Source organism: Nocardioides pymetrozini, from assembly GCF_046058985.1.
Taxonomy (GTDB): domain Bacteria; phylum Actinomycetota; class Actinomycetes; order Propionibacteriales; family Nocardioidaceae; genus Nocardioides.
In genome coordinates this window covers 501,797-514,571 of the sequence record NZ_CP175556.1, presented here as the reverse complement: position 1 = coordinate 514,571, position 12,775 = coordinate 501,797, and the positions used below count along the sequence as shown (strand labels likewise).

At 74.1% G+C, this 12,775-nt stretch carries 11 protein-coding genes; 6 read left to right on the top strand and 5 right to left on the bottom strand.

Annotation, left to right across the window (positions count from 1 at the left end; all coding sequences use genetic code 11):
* From purB to mptB, 4 genes are all read right to left on the bottom strand, one after another.
* The gene (gene purB, locus ACJ5H2_RS02490; protein WP_408897985.1) at window positions 1–1,419 is read right to left on the bottom strand and encodes an adenylosuccinate lyase; all 1,419 of its coding nucleotides are present in this window, start codon (window positions 1,417–1,419) and stop codon (window positions 1–3) included.
* Window positions 1,420–1,458: 39 nt separating this feature from the next.
* Complete coding sequence (locus ACJ5H2_RS02485; protein WP_408897984.1) at window positions 1,459–1,971, bottom strand: GNAT family N-acetyltransferase; 513 nt, start codon at window positions 1,969–1,971, stop codon at window positions 1,459–1,461.
* On the bottom strand, window positions 1,964–2,584 hold the full coding sequence (locus ACJ5H2_RS02480) for a hypothetical protein (protein WP_408897983.1): 621 nt from the start codon (window positions 2,582–2,584) through the stop codon (window positions 1,964–1,966). Before ACJ5H2_RS02480 ends, ACJ5H2_RS02485 begins: the two co-directional genes overlap by 8 nt.
* Before the next feature lie 63 nt (window positions 2,585–2,647).
* Window positions 2,648–4,186, bottom strand: a complete 1,539-nt coding sequence (mptB, locus tag ACJ5H2_RS02475; protein WP_408897982.1) for a polyprenol phosphomannose-dependent alpha 1,6 mannosyltransferase MptB — start codon at window positions 4,184–4,186, stop codon at window positions 2,648–2,650.
* A gap of 148 nt (window positions 4,187–4,334) precedes the next feature.
* Between mptB and ACJ5H2_RS02470 the strand changes: the two genes are divergently transcribed.
* The 6 genes from ACJ5H2_RS02470 to ACJ5H2_RS02445 all read left to right on the top strand — a co-directional run bounded on the left by ACJ5H2_RS02470 (window position 4,335) and on the right by ACJ5H2_RS02445 (window position 11,652).
* Window positions 4,335–4,916, top strand: a complete 582-nt coding sequence (locus ACJ5H2_RS02470; protein WP_408897981.1) for an RDD family protein — start codon at window positions 4,335–4,337, stop codon at window positions 4,914–4,916.
* A gap of 88 nt (window positions 4,917–5,004) precedes the next feature.
* The gene (locus tag ACJ5H2_RS02465) at window positions 5,005–5,472 is read left to right on the top strand and encodes a nitroreductase family deazaflavin-dependent oxidoreductase (protein ID WP_408897980.1); all 468 of its coding nucleotides are present in this window, start codon (window positions 5,005–5,007) and stop codon (window positions 5,470–5,472) included.
* A 27-nt stretch (window positions 5,473–5,499) separates the two neighbouring features.
* Entirely contained in the window at window positions 5,500–8,064 is a 2,565-nt protein-coding gene (locus tag ACJ5H2_RS02460) for a non-ribosomal peptide synthetase (RefSeq protein ID WP_408897979.1), read from the top strand.
* Window positions 8,061–9,065 carry an iron ABC transporter substrate-binding protein gene (locus tag ACJ5H2_RS02455; RefSeq protein ID WP_408897978.1) on the top strand — a complete coding sequence of 335 codons (1,005 nt, stop codon included), beginning with the start codon at window positions 8,061–8,063 and terminating at the stop codon, window positions 9,063–9,065. Before ACJ5H2_RS02460 ends, ACJ5H2_RS02455 begins: the two co-directional genes overlap by 4 nt.
* Before the next feature lie 62 nt (window positions 9,066–9,127).
* Window positions 9,128–10,594 carry an ABC transporter permease gene (locus ACJ5H2_RS02450; protein ID WP_408897977.1) on the top strand — a complete coding sequence of 489 codons (1,467 nt, stop codon included), beginning with the start codon at window positions 9,128–9,130 and terminating at the stop codon, window positions 10,592–10,594.
* Window positions 10,591–11,652 (top strand): ABC transporter ATP-binding protein, encoded by a 1,062-nt coding sequence (locus ACJ5H2_RS02445; protein ID WP_408897976.1) that lies wholly within the window; start codon window positions 10,591–10,593, stop codon window positions 11,650–11,652. The genes ACJ5H2_RS02450 and ACJ5H2_RS02445 overlap by 4 nt, the downstream gene beginning before the upstream one ends.
* Here the strand turns inward: ACJ5H2_RS02445 and ACJ5H2_RS02440 are convergent.
* The gene (locus tag ACJ5H2_RS02440) at window positions 11,643–12,692 is read right to left on the bottom strand and encodes an LD-carboxypeptidase (RefSeq protein WP_408897975.1); all 1,050 of its coding nucleotides are present in this window, start codon (window positions 12,690–12,692) and stop codon (window positions 11,643–11,645) included. The two genes, ACJ5H2_RS02445 and ACJ5H2_RS02440, sit on opposite strands and share 10 nt — an antisense overlap.
* Between the last annotated feature and the right edge of the window lie 83 nt (window positions 12,693–12,775).

The following is a 12,775-nucleotide window of genomic DNA, read 5'->3' as shown; positions in this document are numbered from 1 at the left end:
TCAGAGGATCGCGCCCGGGGAGTACGCCGCCGCCTCCGGGTGAGCCTCCACGACCGCCGCGACCCGGCGGCAGACCTGTTGGGTCTGCTCGACGGCAGCCCCCGTGAAGGTGATCGGCTCGGCGACGAGCGACTGCAGCTGGTCGGCGGTCAGGCCGAGGCGGTCGTCGGCGGCGAGCTTGGCGAAGACGTCGTTCTCGGCCTGGCCCTGGCGCATCGCCAGCGCGGTGCCGACGGCGGCCTCCTTGATCGCCTCGTGCGCGCTCTCCCGCCCGACCCCGTTGCGGACGGCCGCCATCAGGACCTTCGTGGTCGCGAGATAGGGCAGGTAGCGGTCGAGCTCGCGCTGGATCACCGCGGGGAAGGCACCGAACTCGTCGAGCACGGTGAGGAAGGTCTGGAAGAGGCCGTCGACGGCGAAGAAGGCGTCCGGCAGCGCCACCCGGCGTACGACGGAGCAGGAGACGTCGCCCTCGTTCCACTGGTCGCCGGCGAGCTCGCCGACCATCGAGAGGTAGCCGCGGGTGACGACCGCCAGCCCGTTGACCCGCTCGCAGGATCGGGTGTTCATCTTGTGCGGCATGGCGGAGGAGCCGACCTGGCCCTCCTTGAAGCCCTCGGTCACCAGCTCGTTGCCGGCCATCAGGCGGATGGTGGTGGCGAGGTTGGACGGCGCCGCGGTGAGCTGCACCAGCGCGGACAGCACGTCGAAGTCCAGGGAGCGGGGGTAGACCTGCCCGACGCTGGTGAGCACGCGCTCGAAGCCGAGGTGGCCCGCGACCCGCTGCTCGAGGTCGGCGAGCTTCGCCGCGTCCCCGCCGAGGAGGTCGAGCATGTCCTGCGCGGTCCCCATCGGTCCCTTGATGCCGCGCAGCGGGTAGCGGCCCAGCAGGTCCTCGATCCGCTCGACCGCGATCATCAGCTCGTCGGCCACCGTCGCGAACCGCTTGCCGAGCGTGGTGGCCTGCGCCGCGACGTTGTGCGAGCGGCCCGCCATGACGGTGGCCTCGTGCTCGGCGGCCAGCCGGCCGAGGCGGGCGAGGGTCGCGATCGCGCGGTCGCGCAGCAGGGCGAGGGACTGCTTGACCTGGAGCTGCTCGACGTTCTCGGTGAGATCGCGGCTGGTCATGCCCTTGTGGATGTGCTCGTGGCCGGCCAGGGCGGCGAACTCCTCGATCCGCGCCTTCACGTCGTGCCGCGTGACCCGCTCGCGCGCGGCGATGCTCGCCAGGTCGACGTCCTCGACGACCTTCTCGTAGGCCTCCACCACGCCGTCCGGGACGTCGATGCCGAGGTCGCGCTGCGCCTTCAGGACGGCGATCCACAGCTGCCGCTCGAGCACGATCTTGTGCTCCGGGGACCAGATCGCGGTCAGGTCGGCGGCGGCGTAGCGAGTGGCCAAGACGTTGGGAACGGTCACGGTGGGCAATCTTCCCACGTCTCGGTCGGTCGCCCGAACTCAGCGACCGGGGCGGACCAGGACCAGCTCGCCGTCCTCGGTGCTGCCGCGCACGCCCGTGAACCCGGCCTTCGCGGCCACCCGCAGGCTGGCCGCGTTGTCCGGCGCGATCGAGGCGCGTACCCGGACGCCCGCGGCGTCGGCGCGGGCGAGCACCGCCCCCAGCGCCTCGGTGGCCAGGCCGTAGCCGCGCGCCGGCGCGACGAGGCCGTAGCCGACCTCGGCCTCCGGCACGCCGTCCTCCGCCGGTGCCGGCGGCCCGAAGAAGCCGATCGAGCCGACCACGACCTGCTGCTTGAGCGAGACGATCGAACGCGGGCCCCAGGGGTCGCCGTCGCGCCACAGCGCGGCGGCCCCGCGGTCGTCCTCGCGCGGGAAGTCCGGGTGCCAGCCCGGCAGCCGCGCACCGTCGCGGATCGCGGCCACCGTCGCCTGGTCCCACAGCACGAGCAGCAGCCGCTCGGTCGTGATCCCCCGCGGCGAGGCGGCGGGGCGGACGTCGTGCTCAGGCATCGCGCGCCACCGCCCGTCCGTCGTACGACGCCAGCCGCTGCGCGACGGTCGCCAGGTCGGCGCGCCAGACGTCCTCCGGCCCGGGCGGCAGGATGTCGTCCCAGTCGACGGCGAACGAGCCCCGGATCGATGGCAGGTCGGCGGTGCGCGCCATGAACCAGATGTGCAGGTGCTCCGCGCCGTCGCCGATCCGCTGGACGTGGCAGCGCGCGACGTGGGGCAGGTCCTCCACGACCCGGGCGATGCGGACCGCCAGCACGCCGTACTCCGCCGCGAGGGTGTCGTCGAGGTCCGGAAGGTCGAGATGCTCCGCGGACTCCAGGATGAGTACGAGTGGCAGTCCGCTGCGCTCGGAGAGGTGACGCAGCCGCCACCGGTCGTTCGCCCAGATGACGCCGCGGCCGGCGTCGGCGCAGGCACCACAGTCCACGCCACCCGCGCCCTCGCGCGGCTCCTCGGGACGCGGCGCGGCCAGCGGCTTCGCCGCCAGCACGCCGTCGACGACCTCCCACGGGAAGACGTCCCACTGCGCCACCGACGGCAGCGGCAGCCGTCCGCGCTCGTCGGCGACGGCCATCACCCGGGCATGGACCTGTTCGGCGGACTCAGCCATGGCGCCACTGTGCCATCAGACGCCGGGATGGGCGGACATCGGCTCACAGGCCGCCGCCGTGCCCTACCGGGTCGCCGCTGCGGCGCTGGTCCCACGGTCCTCCAGGTCCGCCAGAGGCGGAGCGAGCGGCGCGACGATCCGTGCCAGCCGCTCGCGGGCCGGCGCCGTGAGGAGCAGGACGGGCAGGAGCAGCGCGACGGTCATGCAGCCCAGCACGATCGCGTAGTACGCGCCGTGCAACGAGGAGTCGAGCGGGGCGACGAGACCCAACAGCACCGATACGGCGACCAGGGCTCCGGTGGCGTGGCGCGGAAGGCGCTGGGTGGCCAGGAAGGGCGGCAGGAGCAGGAAGTACCACAGGTGCACCACCGGCGAGAGCAGCACGAAGGCGGCACCGACGGCGGCCACGGCCGCGACCGCCGTACGGCGGGAGCCGGTGCGCCAGCGCAGGGCGACCCAGGCGCCGGTCCCCGTGGCGGCGAGCAGCCCCAGCGCGCGGACGAGGTCGCGGAAGAGCGCGGGGCCCGTGTCCAGCCCCAGGTGCAGCGCGACCCAGTCGAGCACTCCGCCGACCAGCGTCGTGGCCGACAGCGGCGTGTTGACCTCGCCCGGCACGGTCAGGGCGCGCAGCCAGCCGTTGCCGATCCCGGTCACGACGCCGAGGCCGAGCAGGCCGCCGACCGAGACCGCGGCGACCGAGCCGAGACGGCGGACCCGCTCCCCCAGCGAGGCGCCCAGCGGCAGCGAGACCAGGACGATCCCGACGGCCACCAGACCGCCGGGGACCTTGACGCCCGCGGCCAGTCCCGCAAGCAGCGCGCCCCAGGCCCACCCGCGCTCGACGGCGACGACGAGGGCGGCGGCCATCAGCCCGACCATCAGCAGGTCGTTGTGCAGGCCGGCCACGCCGTTGGCCATCATCAGCGGAGACGCCACCACGAGCGCCGTCGCGACCGCCGGGTTCGCGCCGCTCCACGCCGCCAGCCGAGGGACGGCCCACGCCAGGAGGACCAGCCCGACCAGGGCGAAGCCGCGGTGGGCCACCACGAGGATCCACGGGTTGCCGGTGATGCTGGCGACGACCGCCCCCAGGAAGACCGGCACCGGCCCGTACGGCGTCGCGGTGTCCCACCACATCGGGTCGACCGCCTGCACGATCGGCGGGCCGGTGAGCCAGCCGGGCAGGGGGAGGAAGGTGTCGGGGGCGAGCGCGCCCGGGCCCCATTCGTACGGCGAGAGGCCGACCTCGGCGAGCTTGCCCTGGGCGGCGTACGACCAGCCGTCTCGGGAGAAGAGGGGCGGAGCCAGGAGCAGGGGCGCCGACCACACCACGGTCGCGAAGCGCACCAGCGCCACGCCCTCCGCCGGGTCGGCGGTCTCCCGATCTCCGACCGCGACCGTGCGACACAGCCGCAGCCACGCGTTGGCGAGCAGGCCGAGACCCACCAGGACCACGACCAGACCGGTCATCCGGCCGATCTCGTGGGCGCGCATCGCCCCGAGCATCCCGAGCCGCAGCGCCGGCGTCGAGGGCGGCAGGGTCGCCGTGACGAGCCCTCCGACCAGCACCAGCAGGCTGCCGAGCGTTCCGCGAGCGATCACGGTCGGAAGGTAGGGCGACCCGGCGTCACCCGGCTGAACGGTCGGGCAACGGGGCACGAACGCTCGCAATCGCCGCTCGCGGCCGTCGATCCGCACTACATTGCTTGCCATCCCGGTGCGCTCGCGCACCTCGACCCGAGGAGCACCCATGTCCGACAACCAGCCGCCTCCCCCGCCGCCGCCCCCGCCGGGCGGCTACGGGTCCCCTCCCCAGCCCGGCCTCGGCGCCACGCCCACGGGCGTCCCGCGTCCCGGAGAGCTACTCAACCGCTTCCTGGCGCGGCTGATCGACCACGTCCTGCTCGGAGTCGTGTTCGGCATCCTGTGGGGCGTCTTCACCGCGATCTTCCTGACCGGCTTCGTCCACTCGACCGGTGAGTGGTTCCTGTTCTACCTCTTCCTCTCGCTCGCCTCGGTCGCGGTCAACCTGGCCTACTTCGGGCTCCTGGAGTCCAGCCGCGGGCAGACGGTCGGCAAGATGCTGCTGAAGCTGCGCACCTACGGCCCCGACGGCGCCTCCAACCCCACCCTGGAGCAGGCGCTCAAGCGCAACGGCTACGTGGCGATCAACCTGATCAGCGTGATCCCGTTCATCGGCCCGCTCATCGCGAGCCTGGGCGTCCTCGCCGCGGTCATCTACATCGCGGTGACGCTGAACAACGACGTGCCCGCACACCAGGGCTGGCACGACAAGTTCGCCGGCGGCACCCGCGTCCTGCAGATCGGCTGACCGACCGCCGTACGACGGGGCGCCCTCCGCCACGGAGGGCGCCCCGTCGCCTTCCCGGCCGTCGAGAACTGGTTCTACCCTCGTGCCCATGGGTCTCCTCACTCCGCTGGCCGTCCGGATCGGTGCGCAGCCGTGGATGCCGCGGCTGCTGCCGCAGGTGACATGGACCGACACGCGGCTGCAGCGCCTCACAGGCGGGCGGGTCACCCTGCTCGACCTCGCCGGCCTGCCCAACCTGATGCTCACCGTGCCGGGTCGCAAGAGCGGCGTGCCCCGGACGACGCCCCTGCTCTGCGTCCCCTGGCAGGGCGGCTGGCTGATCGCGGGCTCTCACTTCGGCGGGCCGAAGGCGCCGGCATGGACCCACAACCTGCGCGCGGCCGAGACCGTCGAGGTCCGCTACAACGGGCGCACGGCCCGGTGCACCTGGCGGGAGCTCACCGGGGCGGAGAAGGAGCGGGCGTGGGGGCACATGCTCACCATCTGGCCCAACTACGCGAAGTACGTCGAGTGGACCGACCGGGTCATCCCAGTATTCCTGCTGACTCCGCAGTAAGGGCAGGCTTGCTTTAGCCTTCCCCTCATGGGGGAAGGCACAGCGCGCGCCCAGGCGACGGCGGGCATCGCCGCCGACCTCGCGCGCCACGGCGAGCGCGCGGCCCTGCGCACGGCGTCGGCGACCCTCTCGTACGCCGAGCTCGCCCGCCGCGTCGCCGCCGCGCGGCGCGAGCTCGACGCCCTCGGTCCCGGCACTCGCCAGCTGGTCCGACTGCGGCCCGCGGCGACCGCCGACTTCGTCGTGGCCTGGCTCGCGGCCTACTCCGGCGGCCACCCGGCCCTGTTCACCCACGACGACGGCCTGGCCCGCGCGTACGGCGTCTCGGCCGAGCACGACGGCGGCTGGCGGCAGACCGGCACGTCCGCCCCCGACCTCCACCCCGACCTCCGTCTGCTGCTGAGCACGTCGGGCTCGACCGGCTCGCCGAAGCTGGTGCGCCTCTCCGCGGCGAACCTGGAGTCCAATGCCGCGTCGATCGCGGACTATCTCGGCCTCACCGGGGACGACGTCGCCCTCACGACGCTGCCGCTGGACTACTGCTACGGCCTCTCCGTGCTGCACAGCCACCTGCTCGTCGGCGCCGCGCTCGTCCTCGACGACCGCTCGGTGACCGACCCCGCGCTGTGGGAGCGGGCGCGGGCGGAGGGCGCGACGTCGTTCGCGGGCGTGCCCTACACCTTCGACCTGCTCGGCGCGGCCGGCTGGCCCGCGCTGCCGACGCTGCGGCAGGTGACCCAGGCCGGAGGGCGGCTCGCCCCGGAGCGGGTGAGGGCACTGGCCGAGCAGGGCACGCGCGAGGGCTGGGAGCTGGTCGTGATGTACGGCCAGACGGAGGCCACCGCCCGGATGGCCTATCTGCCGCCCGCGCTCGCCGCGTCCCACCCGGGGGCGGTGGGTGTCCCGATCCCGGGCGGGTCGCTGCGGATCGACCCCGTCGACGGCGCCGAGCCCGGCGTCGGCGAGCTGGTGTACTCCGGGCCCAACGTGATGATGGGCTACGCCGAGAGCCCGGCCGATCTCGCCTTCGGCAGCCTGCTCGACGAGCTGCGGACCGGCGACCTGGCCCGGCTCACGCCGGAAGGGCTCGTGGAGATCGTCGGGCGCCGATCCCGCTTCGCGAAGCTGTTCGGGCAGCGGATCGACCTCGACCGGGTGCAGACCCTGCTCGGCCTGGGCGGGTACGACGTCGGGTGCGCCGAGACCGCCGACGGCAGCCATCTGGTGGTGGCGGTCCCCGGCTCCCCGGACGCCGCCACCCTGGCCGAGGTGGCGCAGGCCGTCGCCACCGGCACCGGGCTGCCGGCGCACGCGGTGCTCGTCGTACCGGTGGCGGCTCTGCCCCGCCTGCCCAACGGCAAGCTGGACCAGCAGGCGATCGCCCGCCTCGAGGTCCCGCCGACGCCGGTGATGGGCACGCCCGAGGCGTCCGTCGCGCGGCTCTACGCGCGGGTCCTCGGCCGCGACCAGGTCGACCCGGGGGCGTCCTTCGTCAGCCTGGGTGGCGACTCGCTGTCCTATGTCGAGCTCTCGCTGCGCCTGGAGAGCCGGGTCGGTCGGCTGCCGGCCGACTGGCAGACCTGGTCCGTGGCCGCCCTCGCCGCGCTGGTCGAGCGGGCCGACGACCCGGCCGGAGAGCCGCGTCGACGCCGGGCGTGGGCGCGCGTCGACAGCACCATCGTGCTGCGCGCCCTGGCCATCGTGCTCATCGTCGGCTCGCATACGAACCTCTGGGTCGTCCTGGGCGGCGCACACGTGCTGCTGGCGGTCGCGGGCGTCAACTTCGCGCGCTTCCACCTCGCCGACGAGGGGCCCCGCGAGCGGGTGCGGCGCGTCGCGCGCGCAGCGGCGCGCGTCGCCGCCCCCGCGGTCGCATGGATCGGCGCGGTCGCGCTCCTGACCGGCTCCCCGGGCTGGCGCAGCGTCCTGCTCCTCAACGACCTGCTCGGCTCGCGGAACTGGTCCGAGCCGGCCTGGCACTACTGGTTCGTCGAGGTCGTGCTGATCCTCGCCGTCGGCGCCGGCCTGCTCACCGCGGTCCCGCGGGTCATGGCGCTGGAGCGGCGGCACCGCTTCCCCCTCGCCCTCGGCCTGACCACGGCGGCCCTGGTGCCGCGCTGGGCCGCCGAGCTGACGTCGTACGGCGGGGACGTGGTGCACTCCTCGCTCTTCGTCGCCTGGCTCTTCCTCGGCGGGTGGGCCGCGGCCGTCGCCCGTCGCCGTCGCGACCGGGTGCTCGTGACGGCGGTGCTGCTCGCGGGCTGCTGGGGCTTCACCACCAGCGACCTGCGCGACCTGCTGATCGCGGCCGGCGTGGTCGTGCTGGTGTGGTTCCCCACGGTGCCATGGCCGCGGGTGCTGGTCGGGCCCGCCGGTGTGGTTGCCAGCGCCTCGCTCTACGTCTACCTCACGCACTGGCAGGTCTACCCGTGGTTCGAGACCCGCTGGCCCCTCGGTGGGCTGCTCGCCTCGCTCGCCGTCGGCGTGCTCGCCTGGCAGGTGGTCCACCGGGCTCCCGGCTGGGTCCGCCGCCGGCGCCCGGTCCGACGTCACTATTCTCCCGTCCCACCACTCCGACAGGAAGCCCGATGAAGAAGCAGCTGGCCCTCGGCCTCACCGCCCTCACCCTGGTCTCGCCCCTGCTCGCCGCGTGCGGCGAGGACGAGCCCACGCTGGTGATCTACAACGCCCAGCACGAGCCCCTCCTCAAGGAGCTCGCGCCGGAGTTCACCGAGGAGACGGGCATCGAGGTCGAGCTGCGCAACGGCAAGGACCTCGAGCTGTCCAACCAGCTCGTCCAGGAGGGCGACGCCTCCCCGGCCGACGTCTTCCTGACCGAGAACTCGCCCGCCATGTCGCAGGTCGAGGCCGCCGGCCTGTTCGACGAGCTGCCCGCCGACATCCTGGACGTGATCCCCGCGCAGTACCGCCCCACCAGCGGACTCTGGACCGGCTTCGTGGCGCGCTCCACCGTGCTCGTCTACAACACCGAGCAGGTCCAGGAGTCCGACCTGCCCGCCTCGATCCTCGACCTCGCGAAGCCGGAGTGGCGCGGCCGGATCTCCTTCTCCCCCACGGGCGCGGACTTCCAGGCGATCGTCGCGGCGATCCTCGAGCTCCAGGGCGAGGAGGCCACCCGGGCCTGGCTCGAGGGCATCAAGGCCAACGGGACGGTGTACGACGGCAACAACCTGGTCCTCGAGGCCGTCGACTCGGGCGAGGTGGAGGTCGGCATCGTCTACCACTACTACTGGGAGCGCGACCGCAAGGAGAACGGCGACGTCAGCGACCAGAGCGCCCAGCACTACTTCACCGGCGGCGACCCGGGCGCCTTCGTCAGCGTCTCCGGTGCGGGCGTGCTCGCGTCGAGCGACATGAAGAAGGAGGCGCGCGAGTTCGTCGAGTTCCTCGTGAACGAGAAGGGCCAGCAGGTCCTCGCCGAGAGCTATGCGCTGGAGTACCCGCTCAACCCGGCTGTCCAGCTCGAGGGCGTGACGAAGCCGTTCAGCGAGCTGCAGCCGCCACAGGTGAACGTCTCCGACCTCGACGCGGAGGCCGTGGTCGACCTGATGACCGAGGTCGGCTTCCTCTGAGGAACACCCGCTCGACTCCCGCGCTCCTCCTCGTCGGCCTGGCCATCGCCGGGCTCGCCCTGGTGCCACTGGCGTACGTCCTGGTGACCACGGCCGAGCTCGGCCGGGAGGAGGCCGTCGACTTCCTGTGGCGACCTCGGATCGGCGAGCTGCTCTGGAACACCACCCGGCTGCTGGTCGCCGGTGTGGCGACCAGTGCGGTGGTCGGCGTGGCGGGCGCCTGGGTGGTCGAGCGGACCGACGTCCCGGGACGCGGCTGGTGGCACGGCCTGCTGTGCGCGCCGCTCGCCGTACCCGCGTTCGTCAACGGCTTCGGCTGGGTCTCGACCACCCACGCCGTGCAGTCGTTCCCGGGCGCGGTGATGGTCGTGACCCTGTCCTACTACCCGCTCGTCTACCTGCCGACGGTGGCGGCGCTGCGCCGGCTCGACCCCGCGGTCGAGGAGGTCGCGACCGCGCTGGGCAAGGGGCCCTGGCAGGTCTTCCTGCGCGTCACCCTGCCGGCGATCAGCCCGGCGGTGCTGGGCGGCGCGCTGCTGGTGGGCCTGCACCTGCTGGCCGAGTACGGCGCCCTGCAGCTGCTGAACTACCCGACCCTGACCACCGCGATCCTGCAGCAGTACGCCACGGTCTTCAACGGCCCCGAGGCCACCTTGCTGGCGCTGGTGCTGGTGGCCTTCTGCCTGCTCCTGCTGGGCATCGAGCTCCTGGTGCGCGGACGCCGCCCCCGCTCGCGGGTGGGCGCCGGCACCAGCCGGGAGTCGCGGCGGATCCGGCTCGGCCGGCGCCGCCCGCTCGTGGTCGCGGGCCTGGCCGGGCTGGCCGCGTGGGCGCTCGGGGTCCCGCTCGCCAGCCTGGTCCGGTGGCTGGTGCGCGGCACCTCGACCGGCCTGGAGGTCGGCGAGCTGGGCGGCGCCCTGGGCCACACGCTGCTGCTGGCCGTCCTCGGGGGTGTGGTCACGACGGCCGCGGCGATCCCCGTGGTGTGGCTGGCGGTGCGCCATCGCGGGCTGCTCACCACGGCGATCGAGCGCAGCGTCTACACCGCGAGCGCGATGCCGGGCATCGTGATCGCGCTGGCCCTGGTGACCGTGTCGATCCGGGCGATCCCGGACCTGTACCAGACCATGGCCCTGCTCATCGCGGGCTATCTCATCCTGTTCCTCCCGCGCGCGGTGGTCGCCGTGCGCGGGACCTTCGAGCTGGTGCCGCCCGGGCTCGAGGACGTCGCACGCAGCCTCGGCTGCACCGGAGCCGAGGTCGCGCGGCGGGTGACGCTGCCGCTCGTCGTACCGGGGCTGGCGTCGGGCGCCGCACTCGTCGCGCTCGCCATCTCCACCGAGCTCACCGCGACCCTGCTGCTCGCCCCGCTGGGCACGGAGACCCTGGCCACGAAGTTCTGGTCCTACGGCTCCTCCATCGCGTACGGCGCCGCGGCGCCGTACGCGCTCGCGCTGATCGTCCTGTCCGTCCCGTCCACCTGGCTGCTGGCCCGGCTCAGCATCCGGGAGTCGAGGAGCAACCGATGACCGCACTCGAGATCCGCGACCTGGCCGCGGGCTACGGCCGCACGACCGTGCTGCAGGGCGTCGACCTCCGGGTCGCCGCGGGCGTCACCGCGATCCTGGGCTCGTCGGGCTGCGGCAAGACGACCCTCCTGCGCGCGGTCGCCGGATTCGTGGAGCCCACCGCCGGCACCATCGACGTCGCCGGGACCCGGGTCGTCGGCGGCCCCCGCAGCGTGCCCGCGCGCAGCCGCGGGATCGGCTACGTCCCGCAGGAGGGCGCGCTCTTCCCCCACCTGAGCGTCGCCCGCAATGTCGCCTTCGGCCTCCCGCGTGCCGAGCGCCGCGATGCCGCCGCCGCGGTCGCGGCGGCGCTCGAGCTGGTCGAGATCGACGCCGGGCTCGCCGAGCGCTATCCCCACGAGCTGTCCGGCGGCCAGCAGCAGCGCGTCGCGCTGGCCCGGGCGCTCGCCCCGCGGCCGGCGCTGGTGCTGCTGGACGAGCCGTTCTCGTCGCTCGACGCCGGGCTGCGCGAGGAGACCGGGCGAGCAGTCGTCCGCGCCCTGCGCGCGGCGGAGGCCGCCGCGGTGCTCGTGACCCATGACCAGGGCGAGGCGCTCTCGCTGGCCGACCAGGTGGCGGTCATGTCGGGCGGCCAGTTCCTCCAGGTCGCGCCGCCGGCGGAGGTCTACCTGGCGCCCGCCGACCCGCGGGTCGCGTCGTTCATCGGCCACGCCTCGCTGCTGGCCGGCGAGGTCACCTCCGCGAGCCGCGCCCACTGCGCGCTCGGCGAGCTGGAGGTGCGCCCCGGCTCGGCGGGCGTGCCCGGGCCGGCCCGGATCGCCGTACGCTCCGAGCAGCTGCAGGTCCGCGCCGCGGAGCTCGCGGACGGAGGTGTCACGGGTGACGTGCTCGACGTCAGCTTCTTCGGCCACGACGCCACGATCCGGGTGCGCCTGGGCTCCGGGGAGGTCGTCACCGCCCGCACGCCCGCCGGCTCCGTGCCCCAACCCGGGGACCGGGTGCGGGTGGCCGTGGTCGGCGAGGTCATCGCGTTCGCCGGCGGGCCGGCTCAGTCGTAGTCGGCCCACACCCGGCGCGCGGCGCCGTCGACCGTCATGAGGCCGCCGTGGGGCAGGATCCACTGCGGGCGGGTGTGGCCGAACGGGATGCCGACGCACACCACGGCGTCAGGGTTGTAGCGGCCCACCTGCTCGAGGACGACGTCACGCTGCTCGGCCCGCAGCCGGGCGCGCTCCGCCGGCTCCGGTCGCCGCTCGAAGTCCGAGACCGGCGGCCGGGCCAGGAGGACGGCGTCGGCCGCGGCCAGCAGGCCGCGCTCCCCGAGGATCCGGACGATCCAGCCGACCTCTCGCGCCGGCAGCAGCTCCTCGGACGTCTCCAGCAGGAGCACGCCTCCCGCCAGCGCCTCCGGCGGCTCCCGGAAGCGGCCCGCGGCCAGCACCCACTGCAGCGCCTCGACGCAGCCGCCCCAGGTGCGGCCGGTGACCGACCGCGCCGGGCCCGCCCAGACCCACGGCTCGGTGGGCTCGCGCTCGCCGTACTCCGTCAGCGCGCGCGGGTCGTTCCAGTCCCTCCCCACGTCCTCGGACTCACCCGGTTCGGTCACCTCGATCCGGCCGCCCTCGAGCAGGGCGGCGCGCAGGGACGCCGCGTGCACCGGGTCGACCGCAGGACCCGCGCCGATGTGCACCTGGGTGGACCCACCGTAGAAGCTGGCGAGGCCCAGCGACCACAGCCACTGGTGGAGGTTGGTGTTGTCGCTCGTGCCCAGGAACGGCTTCGGGTCGCGCAGCGCCGCGTCCGCGTCGAGGTGCGGGATGACGGTGATCTGGTCCTCGCCGCCCACACTGGCCACGATCGCGCGCACCTCGGGGTCGGCCAGCGCAGCGTTCACGTCGGCGGCCCGGTCCTCGGCGGTGGCACCCAGCCGACGGGTCGTGGGGTACTCGACGGGCACCATCCCGGTCAGCTCCGCCAGGCGGCTCATCGCCTGCTCGTGCACCGCGGGCGCGAACCCCGGCGCGGCGAAGGACGGAGAGAGCACGGCGATCTTGTCGCCGGGTCGGGCCTTGGCGGGATGAACGAGATCACGGGGCATGGGGGCCAGCAGACCACGCGGGTGACCTCGGAGGCACGCCCTTTCTCGTCGAGGCCGGCTCGTCGCGGCCGGCTCGTCGAGGT